The organism is Mesorhizobium sp. M0410 (genome assembly GCF_040321435.1).
Taxonomy (GTDB): domain Bacteria; phylum Pseudomonadota; class Alphaproteobacteria; order Rhizobiales; family Rhizobiaceae; genus Mesorhizobium.
This window is the reverse complement of sequence record NZ_JAMYRN010000003.1, coordinates 43,867-68,220: the sequence shown is the minus strand read 5'-3', so window position 1 is coordinate 68,220 and position 24,354 is coordinate 43,867. Positions and strand designations below refer to the sequence as shown.

The 24,354-nt window shown below is 63.0% G+C and carries 21 protein-coding genes; 7 read left to right on the top strand and 14 right to left on the bottom strand.

Annotation, left to right across the window (positions count from 1 at the left end; all coding sequences use genetic code 11):
* Positions 1–11 precede the first annotated feature (11 nt).
* The 8 genes from NKI63_RS04435 to NKI63_RS04400 form a co-directional block, all read right to left on the bottom strand.
* Positions 12–704 carry a substrate-binding domain-containing protein gene (locus NKI63_RS04435; protein WP_352506630.1) on the bottom strand — a complete coding sequence of 231 codons (693 nt, stop codon included), beginning with the start codon at positions 702–704 and terminating at the stop codon, positions 12–14.
* Between the two features lie 117 nt (positions 705–821).
* The gene (gene mgrA, locus NKI63_RS04430) at positions 822–1,868 is read right to left on the bottom strand and encodes an L-glyceraldehyde 3-phosphate reductase (RefSeq protein ID WP_352506631.1); all 1,047 of its coding nucleotides are present in this window, start codon (positions 1,866–1,868) and stop codon (positions 822–824) included.
* Positions 1,869–1,998: 130 nt separating this feature from the next.
* On the bottom strand, positions 1,999–3,147 hold the full coding sequence (locus tag NKI63_RS04425; RefSeq protein WP_352506632.1) for a Gfo/Idh/MocA family protein: 1,149 nt from the start codon (positions 3,145–3,147) through the stop codon (positions 1,999–2,001).
* A 12-nt stretch (positions 3,148–3,159) separates the two neighbouring features.
* Positions 3,160–3,906, bottom strand: a complete 747-nt coding sequence (locus tag NKI63_RS04420) for a sugar phosphate isomerase/epimerase family protein (RefSeq protein WP_352506633.1) — start codon at positions 3,904–3,906, stop codon at positions 3,160–3,162.
* 74 nt (positions 3,907–3,980) lie between these two features.
* Positions 3,981–5,111, bottom strand: coding sequence for an ABC transporter ATP-binding protein (locus NKI63_RS04415; RefSeq protein WP_352506634.1), 1,131 nt, complete (start codon positions 5,109–5,111; stop codon positions 3,981–3,983).
* A 5-nt stretch (positions 5,112–5,116) separates the two neighbouring features.
* Complete coding sequence (locus NKI63_RS04410; RefSeq protein ID WP_352476375.1) at positions 5,117–6,052, bottom strand: carbohydrate ABC transporter permease; 936 nt, start codon at positions 6,050–6,052, stop codon at positions 5,117–5,119.
* A complete protein-coding gene (locus tag NKI63_RS04405; protein WP_352476374.1) occupies positions 6,045–6,938 on the bottom strand; it encodes a carbohydrate ABC transporter permease in 894 nt (297 codons plus the stop codon). The genes NKI63_RS04410 and NKI63_RS04405 overlap by 8 nt, the downstream gene beginning before the upstream one ends.
* A gap of 107 nt (positions 6,939–7,045) precedes the next feature.
* On the bottom strand, positions 7,046–8,284 hold the full coding sequence (locus NKI63_RS04400) for an ABC transporter substrate-binding protein (protein ID WP_352506635.1): 1,239 nt from the start codon (positions 8,282–8,284) through the stop codon (positions 7,046–7,048).
* Between the two features lie 392 nt (positions 8,285–8,676).
* Between NKI63_RS04400 and NKI63_RS04395 the strand changes: the two genes are divergently transcribed.
* The 3 genes from NKI63_RS04395 to NKI63_RS04385 all read left to right on the top strand — a co-directional run bounded on the left by NKI63_RS04395 (position 8,677) and on the right by NKI63_RS04385 (position 12,612).
* Entirely contained in the window at positions 8,677–9,726 is a 1,050-nt protein-coding gene (locus NKI63_RS04395; protein ID WP_352506636.1) for a LacI family transcriptional regulator, read from the top strand.
* 322 nt (positions 9,727–10,048) lie between these two features.
* Positions 10,049–10,477, top strand: a complete 429-nt coding sequence (locus NKI63_RS04390) for a YybH family protein (RefSeq protein ID WP_352476371.1) — start codon at positions 10,049–10,051, stop codon at positions 10,475–10,477.
* A 416-nt stretch (positions 10,478–10,893) separates the two neighbouring features.
* The gene (locus NKI63_RS04385; protein ID WP_352691141.1) at positions 10,894–12,612 is read left to right on the top strand and encodes an adenylate/guanylate cyclase domain-containing protein; all 1,719 of its coding nucleotides are present in this window, start codon (positions 10,894–10,896) and stop codon (positions 12,610–12,612) included.
* A 192-nt stretch (positions 12,613–12,804) separates the two neighbouring features.
* Here NKI63_RS04385 and gnd read toward each other — a convergent pair whose 3' ends face one another.
* The 6 genes from gnd to NKI63_RS04355 form a co-directional block, all read right to left on the bottom strand.
* A complete protein-coding gene (gene gnd, locus NKI63_RS04380) occupies positions 12,805–14,229 on the bottom strand; it encodes an NADP-dependent phosphogluconate dehydrogenase (protein WP_352506637.1) in 1,425 nt (474 codons plus the stop codon).
* 139 nt (positions 14,230–14,368) lie between these two features.
* Positions 14,369–15,994 carry a copper resistance CopC/CopD family protein gene (locus NKI63_RS04375; RefSeq protein WP_352506638.1) on the bottom strand — a complete coding sequence of 542 codons (1,626 nt, stop codon included), beginning with the start codon at positions 15,992–15,994 and terminating at the stop codon, positions 14,369–14,371.
* Positions 15,995–16,050: 56 nt separating this feature from the next.
* Complete coding sequence (locus NKI63_RS04370) at positions 16,051–16,569, bottom strand: YcnI family copper-binding membrane protein (protein WP_352506639.1); 519 nt, start codon at positions 16,567–16,569, stop codon at positions 16,051–16,053.
* Positions 16,570–16,594: 25 nt separating this feature from the next.
* The gene (locus tag NKI63_RS04365) at positions 16,595–17,131 is read right to left on the bottom strand and encodes a copper chaperone PCu(A)C (RefSeq protein ID WP_352506640.1); all 537 of its coding nucleotides are present in this window, start codon (positions 17,129–17,131) and stop codon (positions 16,595–16,597) included.
* Positions 17,132–17,230: 99 nt separating this feature from the next.
* Positions 17,231–17,587: a DUF2946 family protein gene (locus tag NKI63_RS04360; protein WP_023675211.1), complete on the bottom strand. Its 357-nt coding sequence runs from the start codon at positions 17,585–17,587 to the stop codon at positions 17,231–17,233.
* 119 nt (positions 17,588–17,706) lie between these two features.
* Positions 17,707–18,609: a GntR family transcriptional regulator gene (locus NKI63_RS04355; RefSeq protein ID WP_352506641.1), complete on the bottom strand. Its 903-nt coding sequence runs from the start codon at positions 18,607–18,609 to the stop codon at positions 17,707–17,709.
* A gap of 256 nt (positions 18,610–18,865) precedes the next feature.
* Here NKI63_RS04355 and NKI63_RS04350 point away from each other — a divergent pair, with 256 nt between their 5' ends.
* The 4 genes from NKI63_RS04350 to NKI63_RS04335 all read left to right on the top strand — a co-directional run bounded on the left by NKI63_RS04350 (position 18,866) and on the right by NKI63_RS04335 (position 24,312).
* A complete protein-coding gene (locus NKI63_RS04350) occupies positions 18,866–20,371 on the top strand; it encodes a UxaA family hydrolase (RefSeq protein ID WP_352506642.1) in 1,506 nt (501 codons plus the stop codon).
* A 329-nt stretch (positions 20,372–20,700) separates the two neighbouring features.
* Entirely contained in the window at positions 20,701–21,696 is a 996-nt protein-coding gene (locus NKI63_RS04345) for an ABC transporter substrate-binding protein (RefSeq protein ID WP_254816763.1), read from the top strand.
* A gap of 100 nt (positions 21,697–21,796) precedes the next feature.
* On the top strand, positions 21,797–23,350 hold the full coding sequence (locus NKI63_RS04340; protein WP_352506643.1) for a sugar ABC transporter ATP-binding protein: 1,554 nt from the start codon (positions 21,797–21,799) through the stop codon (positions 23,348–23,350).
* Positions 23,347–24,312, top strand: a complete 966-nt coding sequence (locus NKI63_RS04335) for an ABC transporter permease (RefSeq protein ID WP_352820576.1) — start codon at positions 23,347–23,349, stop codon at positions 24,310–24,312. The genes NKI63_RS04340 and NKI63_RS04335 overlap by 4 nt, the downstream gene beginning before the upstream one ends.
* Positions 24,313–24,354 lie beyond the last annotated feature (42 nt).

The following is a 24,354-nucleotide window of genomic DNA, read 5'->3' as shown; positions in this document are numbered from 1 at the left end:
ATCGCACGCTCTTAGCGGCGCTCGACACCCTTTGCCGCCAGCATGTCGTCAACGGCTGCCGACATCAGAAATTCCGACAGCCGCTCGGCAGCTTCTGCGTTCGTTGAACCGGCACTGATGCCAATGGCGAAGTCGACGTAACTTTGGAGTTCTGCCGGAAACCGACCGACAAGCACGACCTCGGGAGCGGCCGCGAAAATCGAAGTCACGGGAACGACCCCCAACTCGGCTTCCCCACGGCCCACGGCTTGCGCTGTCTGTCCTCCTGGTATGGCTACCAGCTTGGGCTTCACCTCATCCGCTATCCCCAAACGTTCCAGCAAACCGGAGAAGTAGCCACCGCTGGTTCCTTCACTGGCGTAGGCGATCGATCTGGCGCTCTTCAACGCCTGTTCGAATGCTTCCACGGACCCGATATCGAGCGGTCGACTGCCTGCCTTGGCTGCCACCCCCATTGCTATCCGGCCAAACGCCACCTGGCTCCCCGCCTTGACCTTTCCCGAGGCAGTCAGATCCTGAACCAGGTCCGGATTGGTGATGACGAGGTCAAAAGCTTCCCCAGCTTCAATCTGCTTCTTTACTGTCGGATTGAGCTCCCACCTGACCGCAACCGTGAATCCTGTGGCCGTTTCGAACTGGGGTATGAGGGATAGGATGGCGGGGCGGACCGCAATAGCGCCAAAAAGCCGGGTTTCCTGATTCATCGCCTAACCCCGAATCGGGCGAAACGACCTTCTTGCAATACCCATCCAGCTGCCCGGCCATTCCATGCTCAGCGTCCCGGAAGCCGTCGCCCTTCGGCCACCGGATACCGTCGTCGCCTACTTCCTCGGCGGCCCCTTGCGCTCGGCCGATGCCGCCCAGAGGTTGATGTCGGACTCGCGGGCAAAGGTGTCGATCTCGGCGAGCTCGGCATCGCTGAAGTCGAGCGCCTTCAGCGCCCCGACGCAATCCTCGACCTGTTCCGGCCGGCTGGCGCCGATCAGCGCCGATGTGACCCTGCCCCTGCGCAGCACCCAGGCCAGCGCCATCTGCGCCAGCGTCTGGCCGCGGCGGCGGGCGATGACGTTCAGCGCCTCGATATTGGCGATCGATTTGTCGTTGATGAATGCCGGGCGCAGCGACTTGCCCTGGCTGGCGCGGCTGCCATCGGGGATGCCGCCGAGATATTTGTCGGTCAGCATGCCTTGCGCCAGCGGCGAGAACACGATCGAGCCGACGCCAAGCCCCTCCAGCGTATCGAGCAGGCCATCATCCTCGACCCAGCGGTTGAGCATCGAATAGCTCGGCTGATGGATCACGCAAGGCGTGCCGAGCTGCTTCAAAATGTCGGCGGCCTCGCGGGTGCGCTGCGAATTATAGGAGGAAATGCCGGCATAGAGCGCTTTGCCCGAGCGCACCGCGTGATCGAGTGCGCCCATCGTCTCTTCCAGCGGCGTGTCGGGGTCGAAGCGGTGCGAATAGAAGATGTCGACATAGTCGAGTCCCATCCGCTTCAGGCTCTGATCGAGGCTGGCCAGCACATACTTGCGGCCGCCCCATTCGCCATAAGGTCCTGCCCACATTTCGTAGCCGGCCTTGGTCGAGATGATCAGCTCGTCGCGATAACCGGCAAAGTCCGTCCGCAGGATCTCGCCGAACGCCCGCTCCGCCGAGCCGGGCGGCGGGCCGTAATTGTTGGCGAGATCGAAATGCGTGATGCCCAGATCGAAGGCCCTGCGCGTGATCGCCTGCTTGGTTCTATGCGGCGTGTCGTCGCCGAAATTGTGCCACAGCCCAAGCGAGATCGCCGGCAGCTTCAGGCCGGACCGCCCGCAGCGATTGTAGACCATCTTTTCGTAGCGGTTTTCGGCGGGAACATAGGGCATGGGAAATCCTCATATCGAAACGAGCCGACAGCTGCCGCCGCGATGACGGGCAAGTCGAGGCCGGCCCACCCTTAGCCTCTCCCCGCGCAAACGGGGAGAGGCTTTTTGCGGTGCTTGGGAGGTGCGCCGCCTACTTGGTTTTCTTCTTCGCCAGCAGCTCCTTCGCCGCCTTGACGCCGAGTGCCGCGGGCCGCTCGCAGCTGGTCTGCATGGCGACGAACTTTCCGGTTTCGCCCGAACGCAACAGGCCGGTCATGACGTCGACGGCATGCAGCGCCAGTTCCATCGAGCAGCGGTGCGGCCGGCCTTCTCTGATCGCGATCGCCATGTCGGCCAAACCGGCGGTGCGGTAGTTGGCCATCATGCCTTGCGAATGCATCTCGTTGGGCACGCCGAACGGATGCGGCCATTTCGGCAGCTTCTTCACCGGCTTGGCGGCTTCGGTGTAGCGCACCTCGCCGCCGAAGAAGTTCGGATCCGGCACGAACACCGTGCCCGCCTCGCCATAGAGCTCCATCGGAGCGTGGCCGTGGCTCCAGACATCCCAGCTGGTGTTGAGCGTCACAACGGCGCCGTTCTCGAATTCCAGCACGCCATGGATCGTCGTTGGCGTGGAGACCGGTATCTTTTCGCCGGCGCGCGGCTTCGAGCTGATGATGCGTTCCGTCATCGGGATCGAAGCGAAGGCAGCGACCCGCTTCACCGGCCCGATCAGCTGGATCAGGTTGGTGATGTAATAGGGTCCGATATCGAGCACCGGCCCGGCGCCCGGCTGGAAGAAGAAGTCCGGATTGGGGTGCCAATGCTCCATGCCATGGCTCATCACATGACAGGTGCCGCTGGTGACCTTGCCGAGCCTGCCGGTGTCGATCAGGTCGCGGACAAGCTGGTGCGCGCCGCCAAGGAAGGTGTCGGGGGCAGAGCCGATGCGCAGCCCCTTGTTTTCCGCCCGTTTCTTCAGGTCGAGCCCTTCCTTGACCGACAGCACGAAGGGCTTCTCCGAATAGACGTGCTTGCCGGCGTCGAGGATCTGCTTCGACACCTCGTAATGCACCGCCGGAATGGTCAGGTTGACGATGATGTCGATATCGTCGGCCTTGAGCAGCCCCTCAACGGTCTCGGCGCGCAGCTTGAACTCCTTTGCCCGCGCTTTCGCCGCTTCCATGTTGATGTCGGCGCAGGCGCGCATCTCGATGCCGCGAAACAGCGGCGCCAGCGAGAAATACGCCTTCGAGATGTTGCCGCAGCCAATCACGCCGATGCCAAGTTTTGTTGCCATGCTGATGTGCTCCTAATAGGTCTTGGCGGCTGCGATGGAGCGGCGGGCGAAGCGCTCGATGTCGTTGGGATTGTCTTGTTCCATGACGTAGTATTTCGCAGCGCTTTTGGCGCGCAGCGCCTTGATCAGGCCGGGCCAGTCGATGGTGCCGTGGCCGACGTCGGACCAGCCGTCCTCGTCGAGGCCCTCGCCCGGCTTGGCCAAGTCCTTGACGTGGACGGCTACGATGCGCTTGCCGTGCTTCTCGATCCAGGGCAGCGGATCGACGCCGCCCCGCACCACCCAGGCGACATCCATCTCCCAGCCGATGTCGGGCGCGGAGGACAGGATATGGTCCTGCGGCACCGAGCCGTCGGCGAGCGCCTTGAATTCGAAATCATGATTGTGCCAGGCAAAACCATAGCCGGCTTTCCTGGCCGTCTCGCCGACCTTGGCCAGGCGTTCGCCGAAGCCGCGCCAGCCGGCCGCGTCGGCCGGCCTGAACTCGGCGTTCAGGAAGGGGCAGATGAGCAGCGTGATGCCGAGCGCATCGGCCGTCCTGCGCACGCCGTCGAAATCCTTCTCGAGCGCGTCGATCGAGAAATGCCCGGTCGGCATGGCAAGGCCGTTCTTGTCGAGCTCGGCACGGAACGCCTTGGGATCGTCATAGACGCCACCGAACCCTTCGACTTGGCTGTAACCAAGCTCGCCCAGCATTTTGAGCACGCCCTCCCAGGGCTGGAAATTACGCGCGCTGTAAAGTTGGAATGACCAGTTCATCGTCTCTGTCCGTTTCTTGGGGATGGTTAGTCTTGGGGGGAAATGGAAAAGTCTTGGGAGGCTAAAATCAGGCTCTAGAGGCGGTTACCTGTGGCGGCGTCGAACAGCGAGGCCCGCATCGGGTCGAAACCGATGCCGACCGCCTCCGCGTTGTTTGGCGTACGCTCGGCTGTCACCCGTACCGTGAAATTCTGGCCGGCGAGCTTCAGCCAGACCAGCGTGTCGGAACCCATGGGCTCGACGACCTCGACATTTGCCGTGGCTGCGAACGGCCATCCCGTGCCGCTGTTGAACGCCACGTGCTCGGGGCGGATGCCGAACACGGCCGGCCCTGGCACCGGGTCCTTCTCGAAAGCATAGGTGGCCAGCGGTATCCGCACATCCTCGGCGACGAAGTGCCAGTCGCCTGCCGCTTGGTCAAGTCTGCCGTCGAGGAAGTTCATTGCCGGCGAGCCGAGGAAGCCGGCGACAAACCGGTTGACCGGCCGGTTATAGATGGTCTGCGGCGCATCGAGCTGCTGGATGACCCCGCCCTTCATCACCGCGATACGGTCGGCCAGCGTCATCGCCTCGATCTGGTCGTGGGTGACGTAGATCATGGTGTTCTCAAGCTTGCGATGCAGCAGCTTGATTTCGACGCGCAATTCTGCGCGCAGCTTGGCGTCGAGGTTGGAGAGCGGTTCGTCGAACAGAAAGACATCGACGTCACGCACAAGTGCGCGCCCGATCGCCACACGCTGGCGCTGGCCGCCGGACAGGGCCGCCGGCTTGCGATGCAAAAGCGGTTCGATCTGCAGGATCTCGGCGGCCCGGGCGATGCGCTTGGCGATCTCGTCCTTGGCGAGACCGGCAACGCGCAGCCCAAACGACAGGTTCTTCTCCACCGTCATCTGCGGATAAAGCGCGTAGGACTGGAACACCATGCCGATGCCGCGATCCTTGGGCTCTTCCCAGGTGACGTTCTTGCCCTTGATGAAGATGCGGCCTTCGGAAACGTCGAGCAGCCCGGCAATGCAGTTGAGCAAGGTCGACTTGCCGCAGCCGGACGGGCCGAGCAGCACGATGAACTCGCCTTCGGCGACATCGAGGTTGAGCGTCTGCAGCACTGATATCGCGCCGAAATTCAGCGACAGGTTCTGGATCGAGACGCTGGTGCCGTTTGCCCCGTTGCTGCCGTTTGCCGCAACGCTGCCGTTTGCGTTCATCGCCATCATCCTTTCACCGCGCCGGCGGCGATGCCGCGCACAAACAATTTTCCGGACAGGAAATAGACGATCAGCGGCACCAGGCCGGTCAGGATGGTGGCTGCCATGTTGACGTTGTATTCCTTCACGCCTTGCACCGAGTTGACGATGTTGTTGAGCTGCACCGTCATCGGATAGGTGTCGGGGCGGGTGTAGACGACGCCGAACAGGAAGTCGTTCCAGATGCCGGTCACCTGCAGGATGATGGCGACGACGAAGATCGGCAGCGACATCGGCAGCATGATGCGGAAATAAATGCCCCAGAAGCCGGCGCCGTCGACACGCGCTGCCCGGAACAGCTCCTCCGGCATGGAGGTAAAGTAGTTGCGGAACAACAGCGTGAGGATCGGCATGCCGAAGATGGAATGGACGATCACCAGGCCGCTGAGGCTGCCGTAGAGGCCGACTTCGCGCAGGATGATGACGATCGGATAGATCATCACCTGATAAGGGATGAAGGCGCCGACGATCAGGATGATGAAGAAAGTGTCGGCGCCTTTGAAGCGCCAGTTGGCAAGCGCATAACCGTTCACCGAGGCGAGCGCGATCGACAGGATCACCGACGGGATGGTGATGCGCACCGAATTCCAGAAGCCACGCGACAGCCCGTCGCAGTTGAGCCCGGTGCAGGCGCTCGACCAGGCCTTGACCCAGGGCTCGAAGGTGATCTCCATTGGCGGCGAGAAGATGTTGCCGAGGCGTATCTCGGGCATGCCTTTGAGCGATGTCACCACCATCACGTAGAGCGGCAAAAGATAGTAGAGCGCCACCACGATCAGCGTGCCGTAGAGGAAGATGTTACGGCGCGAGAATGTGTGGCGCGGCTTCGGCCCGCTCGGCCCGTAGGCTTCGAGCCCGCCGGCGCCGGCAATGGCGGGCAATGAAACGGTATGGTCAGACACGCTTCTTGCCTCCGAACTCGAGATAGGCCCACGGCACGATGACGATGATCACCGACAGCAGCATCATCGTCGAGGCGGCGAACCCTTGGCCGAGGTTCTGGGCGAAGAACATGTAATCATAAACATATTTGGCCGGGACTTCGGAGGCGATGCCGGGCCCGCCGCTGGTCTGGGCGACGACAAGGTCGTAGACGCGAACGATGTTGGAGGCGACGATGACCAGCGTGGTGATGAAGACCGGCCGCATCATCGGTATGATGATGAACAGATAGGTCTTCCAGGTCGGTATCCCGTCGACCCGCGCGGCCTTCCAGATATCCTCGTCGATGCCGCGCAGGCCGGCCAGCATCAGGCACATGATGAGCCCGGTGCCTTGCCAGAGAGCGGCGATCAATATGCCGTAGATGACGATGCTGGAATCATAGAGCGGATTGAAGCTGAAGCTCGTCCAGCCGAGGCTGCGCACCACTGCCTGGACACCGAATTCGGGGTTGAGCAGCCACTGCCAGACCAGACCGGTGACGATGAAGGACAGGGCGAAGGGATAGAGGAAAATGGTCCGGAACGTGTCCTCGAACCGGATCTTCTGGTCGAGCAAGGCAGCAAGCAGGAAGCCGATGACAAGCGAGAACACCAGCGACAGCACGCCGTAGATCAGCAGGTTCTCGATCGAGATCAGCCAGCGCGGCGTCGCCCACAGCCGATAGTACTGGTCGAGACCGACGAAGTGCAGCCGCGGCAGCAGCTTGGAATTTGTGAAGGAATACAACACCGTCCAGAGGGTGCCGCCGACAAAAATCACCAGCGCGGTGAAAATCATCGGGATCGAAGCGACTTTCGCATTGAGGTTGCGAAAGAGTTGGCTCGGGCGTTCGCTCTTGCTCATCTGCACAGCCGCGCTGGATCGGGGAAGGGCCGGAGGGTCAAGAGGCCTTGACCCAAGCTCCCGACCCTGCGTTCGCAGGGGCGGGAGTGAGGCGGTTGGTCGATCGCTCAATCGGCCGAACCGACGATGGCGGCGAAGCGCTTCTGCGCATCTTCCACGGTCATGTCCTGCTTGGCGAAGAACTCGGAGAACAGATCCTCCTTCTGCTTCTGCGTATCCTGCGAAAGCAGCTGGTCGGTCCAGGGCATGACATTGCCCTTGGCGAGAATTTCGAGCCCCTTCTTCATGCAGTCGTTCGCCGCCTTGAGGTCGACGTCGCCGCGCACCGGCAGCGAACCTTTCTTGAGATTGAAGGCGACCTGCGTCTTGGGATCGAGCAGCGTGTGGGCCAGCACTTCCTGTGCCTTCGATTTTTCGGGATCCTTCAGCAGCGGAAAGTAGAAAGCGTCGCCGCCGGTGGCGATGACCTCGTTGAGACCGAGGCCCGGAAGGCAAGTATAGTCCTTGCCGGCGGTCTGGCCGGCAACCTGGAACTCGCCCTGCGCCCAGTCACCCATGATCTGGCCGCCCGCCTTGCCGGTGATGACCAGATTGGTGGCCTGGTTCCAGTCCTGCACATTGGTGTTCTTCGCCATCTTGCGGGCGTCGTCCGCGGCCTTGAAGACCTTGGCGACTTCGGGCCCGGCGGCGAATTCGGCGTCCTTGTCCTTGTAGACCTTGAGGAAGGCGTCGGTGCCGCCGACCGCCGCAAGCAGCACGTCGAAAGCGCCGGAGGCCTGCCAGGGCTGGCCGCCGACCGCGAGCGGCTGGATGCCTGCCTTTTCCAGCGCGGGCGCCGCAGCGACGTATTCATTCCAGTTCTTCGGCACGGGCACGCCGGCCTTTTTGAAGGCGGCGTTCGACAGCCACAGCCATTGCCAGGAGTGGATATTGACCGGCACGCAATAGATCTTGCCGTCGAGGGTACAGCCGTCGAGCAGGCTCTTCGGCTGCACGATTTCCGTCCACTTTTCCTTGGTGGCGAGATCGGTGAGGTCGCGCATCAGCCCGGCCTGCACCAATTCTTCCGCCTGCCGGCCGTGATTGAACTGGGTCGCGCCCATCGGGTCGCCGCCGGTGATGCGGCTGATCATGATCGGCCGCGCCGTGCCGCCGGAACCGGCGATGGCGCCGTCCACCCAGTGATTGCCGGTTGCGTCGAAAGCCTTGGCGAGTTCTGCGACCGCTGCCGCCTCGCCGCCGGAGGTCCACCAATGGGTGACTTCCAGATCCGTCGCGGCCGCCGGGCCGGCGAATTGCAGCGCGACCGTCGCAGCCAGCGCAGCAGTCATGAGTTGGTATCGCATTTCGTTCCTCCCAGAATCTGAAACGTTACAGATTTTCGATACGGCAATTGCTTGAGGCGCGCAACCCCTCAGGCGAAGGTGGCATCAAGTTTTTTCGAAGCGCGAATAAAATCGCGCGGCTCGCTGGCCTACCGCATCGCAACCAGAGAGGTTGCACTGCAAAATAGAATGCTGCGGCGCCGAAAAATCGGAAAATCCCGTTCCAATCGCTGTTTTGCGCCGATTGCAGCGCCGCTCGTTCTGCATCTGTCACCAGTGGTGTGGCAATGGTCGTGACAATCTGTAACGTTTCAGTATATAGCGGTCTCATTCGGTGAAGGCCGCGGCGTGCCCGCGGCCGGCCGATTGCCGGGCTGTCCGGCAACTGCTATGCGCCTGACGGGGCGGGACGAATGAACAGGCATCAAAAAGAGAAGGCCGACGACGCGTCGGGCCAGGGCCGGCCGACGCTGAAGACGCTCGCCTTCATGACCGGGCTGGGCGTCACCACCGTGTCGCGTGCGTTGAAGGACGCCCCCGAGATCGGCGCCGAGACCCGGCGGCGCGTCCAGCTTGTCGCCAAGCAGATCGGCTATCGCCCCAACCGTGCCGGCGTCCGCCTGCGCACCGGCAAGACCAATGTCATCAGCCTGGTGCTCAACACCGAGCACGAGATCATGAGTTTTGTCTCCGACATCATCTACGGCGTTTCGGAAGTCATCGCCGACACGCCCTATCACTTGATCGTGACACCCTATTCGCGCTCCCAGGATCCGCTCGACCCGATCCGTTACCTCGTGGAAACCGGTTCAGCCGACGGCGTCATCATTTCGCGCACGCAGCCGAACGATCCGAGAGCCCGCTATATGCTGGAGCGCGGCATCCCCTTTGCCACGCATGGCCGCACAGACATGGGGCTGATCCATCCCTATCACGATTTCGACAATTACGCTTTCGCAGCCGAGGCGGTGCGCCATCTGGCCGGCCTCGGCCGCCGCCGGATGGCTCTGTTGGCGCCGCCGGTCGAGCTGACCTATCACGGCCACACGCTCGCCGGCTTTGCCGATGCGCTGAGCGAGGTCGGCGCCAGCGAGATCCCGTTCAACACCGTTTCGATCGATCATTCGATCGAGCAGATCAGAATGCGGACGGCGCAGTTGATGCGCCGCGATGTCAGGCCGGACGGTTTCATCAGCAGCGCCGCCGCCGCGACGCTCGCCATCGTCGCCGGCATCGAAGACGCCGGCCTCAAGCTTGGCCGCGATGTCGATGTGGTGTCCAAACAATCGTCGGAGCTTCTGCACCTGTTTCGCAGCGAATTGCTGGTCGTCAACGAGAACTTCCGGCTGGCCGGCGCCGAACTCGCCCGCTCGGTGCTGGGCTGGATCGGAGGCGCCGCACCTGGCACCCTGCAGAGCCTGAGCGAGCCAGGCGAAGTCCAGGCCTATCGCCGCCCCGACTAGGGCGGGATATGTTCAAATTGAAATGGGCTCCATCTATTTGCCTTAGCCGCATTTCTGCGACGCCAAGTGATTCCACTTGGCTGGAAAATGTGCGCTGCCGACGGCAACCTTGGGACCGAATGCTGTCCGTCCGATATGGGGACGAGATCACCAAAGAGCGGCCGTAGGAGCACGCGGCAGTCACGTTTCGGGACTAAGGGGCTCATCACTCTTAATACCACGATGCAACAGCAGCTTGGACCGGCCATATTTGTTACGAATAGTGTCGATGTCGGATTGATCGCCCCGGCCTCGTCGTTCCAGAAAATGAAGGAGCAACGATATGTCTGAAAAGGAAGTCTTGTCTGTCATCCGGGGCCAGGAAGACGCAACTGCCAAGGGGGACGCCCGCGCCAACGTCGATGCCATGGACCCGGATGTCGTGGTTTTCGATCTGCCGCCGCCGCTCGCCTATAGAGGCGAACAGGCACGCGACATCGAAGGGATAAATGCTTGGTTTGCAACTTGGCGCAACGGCGTCACCGTTCACATGGCTGACCCGCAGCTCATGATCGACGGCGATCTTGCAGTGGCCTTCGGGCTGTCGCGCATGACTGGCATTAAGACGGATGGCACAGAGGTCGACTCCTGGAGCCGGCGAACCATCGTGCTAAGGCGCATCGGCGGTTCTTGGAAAATCATCCACGAACATGCCAGCTTCCCTATGGCAATGGACGGAAGTGGGCGCGCTGTGACGGATCTCTTGCCGTAGTTCCGGAACGCCTAACGTCCTCAACAGGGATGTCGGCTTCACGTGGCAAGGGTTCGTAGGCGAACGGTCGAATTGGCGGCCCGTTGCTGACAGTCAATCTTCGGGCCGAAAGCGGATTGGCAGCTCCGGGCCGCAGATCTTTAATTGCGGACATTTAGGTCGGCGTGGGCATCGTCGTGACCTGGCCCGAAGCGGTCACGGGTCCGGTTGAGAGGCAACTGCCGCGAACAAGCGGTAGGGATAGATGGGACTCGCTCGTCAGTGGCGCTGCGCAGGAGAGCCAAGGCGTCGCGCGAGTCATACTCTCAAGAAGCGTGATCTGTGGTATAGAGGCCGGTGAGGGCACGCCGGAGGCGCCGGTCCTACCTGCCTCTGACCTGCGCCTGGCGTGTCGCGAATCTGAACTGAGGCTCAACATGGAGCGGAAGCTCGCTGCCATCCTTGCCATTGATGTTGTCGGTTACTCGGCGCTCATGGAGGTGGATGAAGCGGGCACCTTCGACCGGCTGAAACGGGGCCGCAAAGAGTTGTTCGAGCCGGAAATCGCGACGCGACACGGGCGAATCTTCAAGCTTATGGGAGACGGCCTGCTGGCGGAGTTCGGTAGCGTGGTGGATGCGGTCGAATGCGCGGTCACGCTTCAGCGCGGCATGACGGAACGTAACGCGAGCGTCGCCGAAGACCAGCGCTTCGAAGTCCGGATCGGAATCAACCTTGGGGAAGTGATCGTCGAAGGGGACGATCGCTATGGCGAGGGCGTGAATGTAGCGTCGCGCCTCCAACAACTCGCCGAGCCCGGTGGCATCTGCGTTTCGGAGAAGGTGTCCAAGGAGGTCAGGCAGAAGCTGGCGTTTGCGTTCGAGCCTATGGGCGAGCAGCGGGTGAAGAACATAGCCGAGCCGATATACTGCTATCGCGTCAACCTGCAGCTTCCGAGAGCCGCTCAGGTCGGGCGACTGGCATCGCTGGAATTGCCCGACAAGCCCTCGATCGCGGTCTTGCCTTTCACCAACATGAGCAACGATCCGGAGCAGGAAACCTTTGTCGACGGCTTGACCGAAGACCTGATCACCGACCTATCTCGCTGCGCCGGCCTCTTCGTCATCGCACGCAACTCGACCTTTGCTTACAAAGGGCGGTCGGTCGATGTGCGTTTGGCCGCGCGTGATCTTGGGGTGCGCTATGTGGTTGAAGGCAGCGCCCGGCGCGCCGCGGGGCGCGTGCGCATCAATGCGCAGCTGATCGACGCGATCGGCGGCGATCATATCTGGGCCGAGCGCTACGACAGCAGCCTCGAGGATATCTTTGCAGTGCAGGACGAGGTCACGGCCAAGATCGTCGAAGCCCTGGTCGGCCGATTGGCCGGACAGCCGGCGCGCAAACGGCCGACGAGTCTCGAAGCCTATGACCTCTGTGTACAAGCCCGCGGCGTCAGTTTTCAGACCGGGTTAGGCGCGCAGGAAGCGCGCATGCTGCTGGAGAAGGCGATCAGACTCGATCCCGACTATGCCGAAGCGCATAGCTTGCTGGCCCTCAATCTTTGGCTCGGCTGGCTGTTCTGGAACGAGCCGAAGGAAACCAACCAACCTCGCTCGCTCGCGGAAGCGCAGCAGGCAGTGGCGCTCGACCCTAACGATGCCGGGAACCGGTGGGTGCTGGGCATCATACTTGGTCACGAACGGCGTTTCGCGGAATCGGATGCAGAGTTCGAGGCGACTTTCAAGCTCGATCCCAATCATGCCGATGCCTGGGCGATGCGCTCGGATCTCATCACCTTGAGGGGCGATGCGGTCAAGGGCGTCGAATTCGTGAAGCGGGCGTTGCGGCTCAATCCGCGCCCTCCGGGGTGGTACCATTGGATGGCGGGCCAAGCCTATTATGCGCTCGGCGACTATCAATCCGCGGTCGAGGCTTTACGCAAGCCGGAAACCTACCGCACCACGTCGCGGCGCATGCTTGCGGCAGCCCTCGCGCAGCTCGGACGCCTGGATGAAGCCCGTCAGGAGGCGGAGTTCTTCATGATGAGCAATCCCCATTTCAGCATCAGGCACTGGGCGACATCGCAGCCATTCGACGACGAGGAAGTGCTCCAGCGCTTCGTCGAAGGCTACCGCAAGGCTGGCCTTCCCGACTAAAGAGCGCATCGCTTTGGATCGCCGGCTTGCTCTCGTCAGGACATAGGCTCGTCTTTTGGCTGTGAGGGCAAATGCCCGTGGGTTCCCTCGATCAATGTCCGTTGATGGCGCAACCACGATCTCCAGCGTGATCGCCAGCAAGGTCCGCTTTCAAGAAACTGCGAAGCCGATCTCTACGGCCGAGACCGGGCGCTAACCAGCCGCCCCACTTCCCCACGGGCCATGGAAAGCGCCCTGCCCATCGATGCGCTCGAAGCCGTGCGCGCCGAAGAAATCGCGCTGCGCCTGGATCAGGTTCGAAGTGCCGCGGCCCTGCCGGTAACTGTCGAAATAAGCAAGTGCGGATGACAGGGCCGGCACCGGCGAGCCGGCTTCGGCCGCCCTTGCCACGACACGGCGAAGCGACGGATGTGCCTCCTGCATCAACGAGACGAAAGCCGGCGCCATCAACAGGTTGGTGGCCGCGCCGCCGGCGCCGAAGGCCTCCGCCATCGTATCCAGCAATTGCGAGCGGATGATGCAGCCGGCCCGCCAGATCTTGGCGATGACCGGCATCGGCAGGTTCCAGTTGAATTCCTTCGACGCGCCGCTCATCACCGCGAAGCCTTGCGCGTAGGCGGCGATCTTGCCGGCAAACAGCGCCAGTTCGAGATCGGCGAGCAGGGCGTCCCTGTCTCCGGAAATCTTGCTCACGCCGGCGCCATAGACCTTTTCGGCGGCCAGCCGCTCGTCCTTGATCGACGACAGCACGCGTGCCGCCACCGCCGCTTCGATCGCGGTGGCCGGGATGCCTAGCTGCTGCGCCTCGATCACCGACCATTTGCCGGTGCCTTTCTGGCCGGCGCGGTCGAGGATGATGTCGACCACCGGTTTGCCGGTCTTGGGATCGTCGGCGGCGAGCACCTTGGCGGTGATCTCGATCAGGTACGAATTGAGCCGGCCCGTGTTCCACTGCAAAAACACCTCGGCGATCTCTTTCGGCCCCATGCCCAGGCCGTCGCGCAATATGCCGTAGATCTCGGCGATCATCTGCATGTCGGCATATTCGATGCCGTTGTGGATGGTCTTGACGAAATGGCCGGCGCCGTCGGTGCCAAGCCACGCCGCGCAAGGCTCGCCCTTGAACTTGGCCGAGATCGCGGTCAGCACCTTTTCGACGCGCTTCCAGGACTCTTCGGTGCCGCCGACCATGATCGAGGGACCGTGGCGTGCGCCCTCCTCGCCGCCGGACACGCCCATGCCGATGAAGGTCAGGCCCGAATCGGTAAGCTCTGAGAAGCGCCGCATCGTATCGCGGAAATTGGCATTGCCGGCGTCGATGACGATGTCGTTGGCCGACAGCACGCCGCGCAATGCCGCGATCTGCTCGTCGACCGGCTTGCCGGCCAGCACCATGATGATGATCGGCCGCGGCGGCCGGATCGCGGCGGCCAGTTCTTCGAGGCTGTAGCAGGGCACCACCCTATCCCTGAGCGCGCCGGCATTTTCGACAAAGGCATCGGTGCGCGCCGCGGTGCGGTTGAAGACGGCGATGCGGTGCCCCTTCTCGGCGATGTTGAGCGCCAGGTTGGAGCCCATCGTGCCAAGGCCGATCAGGCCTATTTCGGCTTTTTCCATCGTTTCTTCCCTGCTTTCGGATCTTGTTGGTTGAGCCCGCGATTGGGTTGGACGCCCATTCTTGATGGCGATGATTGACGGGGGTTCTCGGCCGCGTCAACCGCCTCGTCGAATTGTGTTGCGTGGACCAGCGCTCTCGTCACGGCCTGATGTCGATCGGCGCCTCTATCTTCACCATCTCGAAATCGGAGACCAGGATATCGAGCCGCGCCGTCCACCGGCCGGCGACCGGAATGACGAGATCGTCGACGCGCCAGGTGCCGTCGCCAAGCCTCGTCGCCGGGCGCTTGATGGGTTCGATGCCGGAATCGGGCTTTGACAGCACCAGCGTCACCTGCTTGGCGTCGAGCGGGCCGAAATCGCCGGTCATGATGAAGATCGAAGCGGCAACAGGCCCGGTATGGCCGGGCACAATGCTGAGATCGGCCATCGCCTGCAGCGTGTGGATATGCACCGATGCCGGCTGTGCGGCGGCGATCGCCAGCGCGCGCGGCGGCGGCGTGAAGCGCCAACCGGCGGCAACGCCGAAGATCGCCAGCACGATCAGCAGCTCGATGCCGATCGAGCGGGCCAGTCGCCTCTGGACTTCCGTCTTTCCCGCCTCGGCGGGGACCGTAAGCTTGAAGCGGTTGACGGCAGCGAGCGTGAACAGAAAGACAAGCAGCGCCAGCTTGATCAGCAGCAGCCGGCCATAGGCAGTGTGGACCAGCGCCGACGGCGTTTGCACCTGGATGACGGCGAGCACGATGCCGGCTGCCGCAAGCACGGCCACGACGAACAGGATCGCTCGCGAAAACCGGCGCAGCAACTGCCCGGCTTTGTCCGGCTGCCGTTTCAAGGCAAGACCGAGCGGCGCCAGCGCCCCGGCCCAGACCGCGACACCAGTGGCGTGCAGAAATACCATCGGCCGGGTCAGCCATTGCGGCTCGGCGGCACTGGCATGCCCGCTGGCAGCAAGTGCTGCGCCAACGCCAACCAATCCGGCCAAGGCCAGCGGCTTCGCGTCGGCGGGCGGCACGACCAGCGACAACAGGCCAAGGCCGAACGCCATCAGCGCGATCAGCACCGTCCAGCCGAAGCTGGTGCCGAGCGCGGTCTGCCAGATGACCGGCTGCGCCAGCCGGGCGAGCGGCGCACCGAGTGCATCCAGCCCCTGGAAACCGAGCGACAAGAGTGCGGCGGCCAGCCCGCACAGGATGGCCGCGACGATCATGTTCCGGCCGGATCGGCCGCCTTGCGCCAGCCAGGCCTGCGCAAAGGCACCGCCGACCCCGAAAAACAGGCCGATGTATAGAAAAACCTTGCCGATCCAGATCGCCGTTCGAAGCCCCCGGTCAACGGCATCCGAGGCGGCCGGCGCAGCACTCGGTGCACCGACCGAGAACAGCACCGAGCCGCCGACCGGATGCCCGTCGGCGGAGATTACCCGCCAGCTCAGCACATGCGTGCCCGATTTCAGCGCCTGCGGATTGTCGATCTCGACGGTCTGGCCGCTGAGCCGGAAAGAGGTCAGCGGGACCGCCGTGCCGTCGGGCCGCACCAGCGTCAGCACCAGCGGCGAAACCGGCTCGCTGAAAGTCAGCGACAGCTGCGACGGGCTCTGCGCCAGCACCGCACCGTCAGCCGGCTCGGCCTTGATCAGCGCCGCGTGGGCGAAGGCTGCGTTTGGCGCGGCAATGGTGGCAAGCAGCACAATCGCAGCCAGCAGGCCGATGGCAAGCCGGCCGGTTGTGCAGGCCGTTCGCAGGATGGATGCCGCGCTCATGTCACCGCCACAAAGACAGCGGCGCGCTCTTTCGGATAGGGCGCGCCGCGTAAGGATCACGTCTTCGGCAGCAGCTTGAGGCCGGGCGCCGGAAATTCCAGCGCGTCCTCAGCCTGCCCGGCCGCCGGAATTTCGATCCAGCGATCGGCAATCCCGTCACATTCCTGCACCACCGGGAAATGCAGCGTCTGGCCTGCCGGCAGGTCGGACGCCAGCGTCGCGCGAAAGACGAATTCGTCGTAGAACTCGTCCGGCAGGCTGCCGGCGCTCCAGTCGATCTCCTTGACGCCGCTGGTCACTGCCTGGCCGTAGAGCTGGTAGGACTTCTCGTATTTGCCGTTCTTGACCTGCAGAGTCCAACCCGGCTTCGGCATCGGTTTGACCGAGAGCACCCCTTCCGGGATCTGCACGCGCAGCGCGGTCGTCGCCTTGCCCTCGCAGCCATGCGGCACCCGAAGAACCGCCTTGTAGGTCGAGCCCACCGCCGCCTCCGGCGTTTCGAGCGTGATGTGGGCAAAGGCCGCGCTGGTCCCGAGGACAAGAAGCACGCAGCCGGGCAAAAGAGATTTCTTCATGATGGTACCTCTCGAAGCGGCCAAGTCAGTGGTCGTCCTGGGGCGCCGCGCTGCCGATGCCTTGCACGGCGAATTCAATCTGCAGGGGCCCGGCTTTCTCGAAGGTCAGCGTGGCGGAGAACATTTCGCCCTCCTTGGGCTGCCGCTTCAAATCCATGAACATCAAATGATAGCCGTTGGGCGCCAATGCGACCTTGCCGCCAGCCGGGATTTCGAGGCCGCCGGTGACCTGCCGCATCGTCATCACGCCATTGCTGACGCCCATCTCGTGCAGTTCGGCCTTGGCCGAAATGTCGGAGGTGATCGACAGCAGGCGATCCGGCGCACTGCCGGTGTTGGTGATGGTGAAGTAGCCGCCGGCCACCTTGGCGCCGGCTGGCGTGGCGCGCGACCAGGGGTGCCCGATCTCGAGATCGCCAAGCTTGAATTCGTGTGCCAACACCGCCTGGGCGCTGGCGAACAGGAGGGCAAGAACGCAAAGGGCGATGCCGAGACGCTGCTCGAAACTACCCAGTGCGAAGCGCCTGCGGCTGGATGCGGCAGCGCGAAAAGAGTGAGACATGATTGCTCCGTGGATTTTAAGGGACCGCGCCGACGGCCGGTCGCGAACGATGTCGATAAACGCGCCGGCAAAGCGTTGCGCGGCGCGAACCAGAACGGATCAGGCCGTCGCCGGTGGTGCACGCGGATTGGACGGAGTGCGGGCGCGGGCGAAATCGCGATGCCGGAAGGCCGGCAGGAAAAAGGCGATGGTTTCGATGGAAAGGCTGCGAGCCAGGCTCCCGGCTGCATCCAGCGGCGCGTAGACCGCCGAAACGAGATTGCAGCCAAGCATGCAGCAAGCCGGCATGTGCTGCTGATGCGGATCGCCGGCGGGGAGTTGCGCCGCACCGTCATGGGTGCAGATCGTGTTGCCGAAAGCATCGAATTGCGAGGCGTTCGGCGCGACGCCGGAAGCAAACGCGCCGAATATCGACTGGAGCATGAAAAGCCACGCCGCGGCGAACGCGACCGGCATGCTCCATCGTCTCCGGCGTATGGTCAAGAACCAGCCTCTTCACGCAGCAACGTCAGCTCTCTAGCACGGAGCCGGCGGCCGGAAAATCGCCAAAACGTTGCTGCGGCAACGCAACACAATCACCCGCGTTGCGGCTGCCTGCCCTCGGGAATCGACGTCAGCAGCGTGTGGCGGGCCGATTTCAGGTGCTTGCGGCAGGCGGCGTCGACCTTGGCAAGATCGCGCGATTTGAGCGCGGCGATATAGGCGAGATGCTCCTGGACCGCGACTTCGTTGCGCTCGCGCTCCTGCGCCTTGTTCCACTGGTAGTGGTAGTGGAAGATCATGGCGATGACGTCGTAGAAATCGACGATGAAGCGGTTGTGCGACGCCCGATGGATCAGCCGGTGAAAGCGCTCGTCAAGCTCGGAGAATTCGTTGAAGCGCACGGCGATCTCGCGCTCCAGCCGGTGATGCTCGCCTTCCAGGCGGTCGAGGTCGGCCCACACCGGGCTGTCCTCGGGCAGAGCGGCAAAGGCTGCGGCCGAGCGCAGTTCGAACATCTCGCGGATTTCGGTCAGCTCCAGCGCGAAGGCGCGGGTAAAGCCTTTCAGCACCCAGTGGCTGTTGCGGCGCTTCTCGATCAGCCCAAAGCGCGAGAAGCGGATCAGGAATTCGCGCACGCTGGTGGTGCCGACGCCGATCTCGCGCGCCAGTTCGAGCTCGTTGATCTGCATGCCGGCTTCGGCACCGCTGGCAAGCAGCCGCCGCATGAAGGAGCGCTCGATGATCTCGGCCAGCGTGTCGGTTTCTTCCTCGGGGAAGAAATCGTCCGGTCGCGGTTCGCGCAGGACCGTCTTGCTGCGCTTGTTCCAGTCGATCAGCCCGGTTTCTTCCATGCGCGCAAGGATAGTGCGGACCGTCGTGCGGCTGACGCCGAGCAGCGTACCCAGCTCCGGCTCCGAAGGCAGGCTCCTGGTTTCGTCGAGCAGCCTCAGACCGCGATTATAAGCGTCCTTGTAAACGTTGTTGCTCTTCGACATCCCCTGCCCCGTGGCGCATTGGCGATTGCGGCCGGTTTGAAGCGTTTCGCGCGCATGAAATCGGAATCGCTTCGCAAAACACCGTGCGCAACGCTAGTCTTGGTTGTAGAGCCTACTGCACGCATCCAAAAGACGCGTCGCGCTCTGGCGAAAAAACAATTGACGCAAAAATGTTTTTTCACGATAAAAGACATTATATGTTAAGAGCCGCGTGTCAATCCGCTCGCGCACCCAGGAACACACCCAGGAAGCTCCCGTGAACGCCGCAAACAGCATTCTTCTGTCTCCCGCCGACAATGTCGCGGTCGCCAATGGCCGCATCGAGATCGGCACCGTGCTGCCGGGCGGCGCCGTCGCCGTCGCGCTGATCGAGCCGGGCCACAAAGTGGCGATCAAGCCGATTGCGGCTAGCGAAGCCGTGGTCAAATACGCCCAGGCGATCGGCCGCGCCACGCAGGACATCGCGCCCGGCGAGCATGTCCATTCGCACAATCTGGTCTTCGAAAGCGGGCGTTTGCCCGTGGTGCCGCCGAGCGAGGCGGTGCATGCGACCGAGGCCGACCGCGCCCGCACCTTCATGGGCTACCGACGCGCCGACGGCCGCGCCGGCACGCGCAACTTCGTCGGTATTCTGGCCAGCGTCAATTGCTCGGCCACCGTCTGCCACGCCATCGCTGACGCGGCGAACCGCACGCTTCTGCCGCAATATCCCGGCATTGACGGCTTCGTCCCGATCGTCCACGGCCAGGGCTGCGGCATGAGCGCCACCGGCGACGGCATGATGGTACTGCATCGCACGCTGGCCGGCTATGCCCGTCATCCGAATTTCGGCGGCGTGCTGATGGTCGGGCTCGGCTGCGAGGTCAACCAGCTCACCCTCTATGGCCAGAAGGGCGTTGCCGCGGGAAAACGTCATTTCAACATCCAGGAAGCCGGCGGCTCGCGCAAATCGGTTGAGAAGGCGCTGGTCGTGCTGGCCGAGATTGCCGAAGAGGTCGGCAAGCTTCAGCGTGAGCCGATCCCGGTCAGCGAGATCGTCGTCGGCCTGCAATGCGGCGGCTCCGACGGCATGTCCGGCATCACCGCCAATCCGGCGCTGGGTGCCGCGGTTGACATCCTGGCCGGCGTCGGCGGCATCGGCATCCTCTCCGAAACGACGGAGATCTACGGCGCCGAGCACCTGCTCGCCTATCGCGCCGCAACCCCCGAGATCGCCGCCAAGCTCGACGGTTATGTGAAATGGTGGGAAGACCACGTCGCCAAGCATGGCGCATCCATCGACAATAATCCCTCACCGGGCAACAAGCGCGGCGGCCTGACCACCATCCTGGAAAAGTCGCTCGGCGCGGTCGCCAAGGGCGGCCAGACGCCGCTCAACGGCGTCTTCGGCTATGCCGAAAAGGTCACCGGGCACGGGCTGGTGTTCATGGACACGCCCGGCTACGACCCGGTCTCGGCCACCGGCCAGGTGGCGGGCGGCGCCAACGTCATCGTCTTCACTACCGGCCGCGGCTCCTGCTTCGGCTGCCGGCCGACGCCGTCGATCAAGGTCGCCAGCAACTCGACCATGTACCACGCCATGGAAGAGGACATGGACGTGAATTGCGGCGTCATCGCCTCGGGCGAAAAGACCATTGCCGGCATGGGCCGCGAGATCTTCGAGCTGATCGTCGAGACAGCTTCGGGCCGCAAGACCAAGAGCGAGGAATTCGGCTACGGCGACAACGAGTTCGTGCCGTGGCATCTCGGCGCGACGCTCTAAGCCTTGCCGTCCGGGAAGTCGCGCGCACCTGACGTGAGCGCCAGGTGTCACAGTTCGTACACCGCCAAAACGAATGTACATTCCATATTGACTGGTTGATGGAACTAATATTCCATGCGGGATATTGAAGCAGATTGGCAGCGGAGTTCCGACAGAAAAAATCTTCCATCCAGCCATTCGAAGCGGCCATCAAACAGCGCTTGCGCCGACCGAGATGATACACTATCAAAATACAGTAAATGTTTTTTATTGATAAAGTTCCGTTTTGGGCCGCGCCATCCGAATGGAGCTTCCGTAACATTCACCGGGCGACTTAGGGAGGACTCCTAATGAAATTCGTGACCAGCATTCTCAACCGCCGCGCCTTCGTGGCACTCGCAGCCGCGTCGATGCTTGCCGGCGTGATGCATTCGGCTCCGGCATCCGCGGCCGACGTAACCATTCCGATCATCGTCAAGGACACCACGTCCTTCTACTGGCAGATCGTTCTGGCCGGCGCCCGCAAGGCCGGCAAGGACCTCGGCGTCAACGTGCCGGAGCTCGGCGCCCAGGCCGAGACAGACGTCAACGGCCAGATCTCGATCCTTGAAAATGCCGTCGCCGGCAACCCGGCGGCCGTCGTCATCGCGCCGACCGAAGCCAAGGCGCTTGGCAAGCCGATCGATGAGGCCGCCACCAAGGTCAAGATCATCGGTATCGACTCCGGTGCCGACTCCAAGGCCTTCACCTCGTTCCTGACCACCGACAACATCCAGGGCGGCCGTGTCGCCGCTGACGGCCTTGCCGCAGCCATCGGCGAAGCCAATGGCGGCAAGGTCGAGGGTGACGTCGCCCTGATCACCGCGCTTCCGGGCGCCGGCTCGCTCGAACAGCGCGCCCAGGGTTTTAAGGAACAGCTCGCCGCCAAATATCCCGGCCTCAAGCTGGTCGCCGACAAATACGCCGACGGCCAGGCCACCACCGGCCTCAACATCGCCACCGACCTGATCACCGCCAACCCCAACCTCAAGGGCATCTTCGCCTCCAATCTAATCATGGCGCAGGGCGTCGGTCAGGCGATCGCCGAGAACAATCTTGCCGGCAAGGTCGCGCTGGTCGGTTTCGACAGCGACGAGAAGCTGATCAAGTTCCTCAATGACGGCGTCATTTCGGCTCTCGTCGTTCAGGATCCGTACCGGATGGGCTATGACGGCATCAAGACGGCGCTCGCCGCCTCGAAGGGCGAGAAGGTCGAGGCCAATGTGGACACCGGCGCCAACCTGGTCACCAAAGCCAACATGAAGGATCCGAAGATCGACGCGCTGCTCAACCCCAAGCTCGACTGAGCATCGCCACAAGTGAACTGTTTCCGGGGCCTTTGCCCCGGAAACATCCCACTCGCGCCAATCGTCAGACCATCTGGCGGGCCAATCTGGGAGGATTGTCATGATGTCGACGGCGCAGGAACTCCATCCGGCCCCAACGCTGGAACCGGGCAGGACCATCCTCGAACTCCGCGGCCTGGAAAAGCGCTATCCCGGCACCCACGCGCTGAAGCCGGTCGACCTCGCCTTCAAAGCCGGCGAGATCCACGCCATCGTCGGCGAGAACGGCGCCGGCAAATCCACCCTGATCAAGCTTCTGACCGGCGTCATGCCGCGCACCTCCGGCGACGTCATCTGGGAGGGCAAGCCTGCCGCATTGGCAACGCCGCATGAGGCGATGGCACTCGGCATCAATGCCGTGCATCAGGAAGTGGTCCTGTGCCGCCATCTCACCGTCGCCGCCAACATGTTCCTCGGCGAGGAGGATGCACGTTTCGGCATCCTGCAGCAGCGGGCGATGGTCAGGCAGGCGCAGAAGATCATCGACGACCTAGGCTTCGACCTGCCCGCGCATGTCATGCTGGGTGACCTGACCATCGGCCAGCAGCAGCTGATCGCCGCCGCCCGCGCCACCGTGCGCGGCACCAAATTCCTGATCTTCGACGAACCGACCGCCTACCTCACCCGCAAGGAGGCCGACCAGCTGTTCACGCTGATCCGCCGGCTGAAGGGCGAAGGCGTCACCATCATCTACATCAGCCATCGCATGGAAGAAGTGTTCGAGCTCGCCGACCGCGTCTCGGTGCTGCGCGACGGCACGCTGGTCGGCACCAGGAACATTGCCGAGACCAATGACGCCGAGCTGGTCAAGATGATGATCAACCGCTCGATCGAGCAGGTCTACCACAAGGAGCATTTCACCTTCGGCGCGACCATCGTCGAAGCCAGGAACCTGTCGGGCAAGGGCTTCGAAAATGTCTCGATGTCCGTCCGTGCCGGTGAGATCGTCGGCCTCTATGGCCTGATCGGCGCCGGACGCAGCGAGTTCGTCACCACGCTCTATGGCCGCCACCGCAAATCGGCCGGCCAGATCCTCTGGGAGGGCAAGGAGGTCAAGGTCAATAGCGAACATGACGCGATCAGGCTCGGCATCGCGCTTGCCCCCGAAAGCCGCCGCGACCAGGGCCTCTGCCTCAACCTGCCGGTCGGGCTCAACCTCAATCTGCCGATCTACAAGCGCATCTCGAGCAATCTGCTGATCTCGCGCGCGCAGGAAAAGGCGCAAGCCGATCGCCAGATCGCTGACCTGCGCATCAAGACGCCAACACGCAGCGCGCTGGCCTCCAGCCTGTCCGGCGGCAACCAGCAGAAGATCGTCATCGGCAAATGGCTCGCCCACGGCGCCAAGCTGTTCATCTTCGACGAGCCTACCGTTGGCGTCGATGTCGGCACCAAGGCCGAGATCTACCGCCTGTTCGGCGCGCTGCTATCCAAAGGAGCCGGCATCATCCTGATCTCGTCCTACCTGCCCGAGGTCTATGAACTCGCCGACACGCTGCATGTGTTCCGGCGCGGCAAGCTGGTGGCTACGCACGGGTTTCGGACCGCTGATCACGAGGAGATCCTCACCCAGGCGCTGGCCGAGAAACAAGAAAGACCGGGAGGACGGATATGAGCACCGAGGCGATCGCTGCCGAAAGGCCGAAACGCAACTATAACGCCCTGTTCGGGCTGACACTGCTGGCGCTGCTGGTTCTTTTGTGGGTCATCCTGTCGGTGGCGACGCCGAGCTTCGCCTCGGGCAACAACATCTCGAACCTGTTGCGGCAAGGGTCGATGATCGCCATCCTGGCGGTCGGCCAGACCTTCGTCATCATCACCGGCGGCATCGACCTTTCCGTCGGCGCCGTGGTCGGCTTCGCTACCGTCATCGTCGCGATGCTGATCAACGCCGGAACACCGGTTTTCCCGGCCATCCTGATTACCTTGCTGGTCGGCGTCGCCATCGGGATGTTCCACGGCTTCGGCATCGTCAAGATGGGCCTGCCGCCCTTCATCATCACCCTGGCGACGCTGACCTCGCTGCGCGGCATCGGTCTGTTGATGACCAACGGCAACTCGATCTCGATCAACAACGATGCCTTCCAGACGTTCTCGCGCAGTTCCTTCGTCGGCGTCCCCAATCTGTTCTGGATGGTGATCCTGGTCGGCATCCCGGCCTACATCTTCCTGCACCACAGCCGCTGGGGCCGCTATCTGTTCTCGGTCGGCTCCAACGCCGAGGCGTCGCGCCTGTCAGGCGTCAACGTCCAGCGCACCATCTATATGGCCTACACGCTGTCGGGGCTGTGTGCGGCATTCGTCGGCGTGCTGCTCGCCTCGCGCATCGGCATCGGCAATCCGACACAGGCCGAGGGCTGGGAATTGCAGGCGATCGCCTCCTCGGTGATCGGCGGCACCTCGCTGTTCGGCGCTGTCGGCTCAGTGCACGGGCCGCTGCTCGGCGCCTTCATCCTTGCCACCATCAACAACGGCGCCAATCTGCTCAACGTCAACGCCTTCTGGCAGCGCATCATCACCGGCGTGCTGATCATCGTCATCGTCTACTTCGACGGGCTACGCCGCCGCGGCAAATAGACCGCCTCCCCACAACCGCCGGCCTCGCGACAGCAGAGCCGG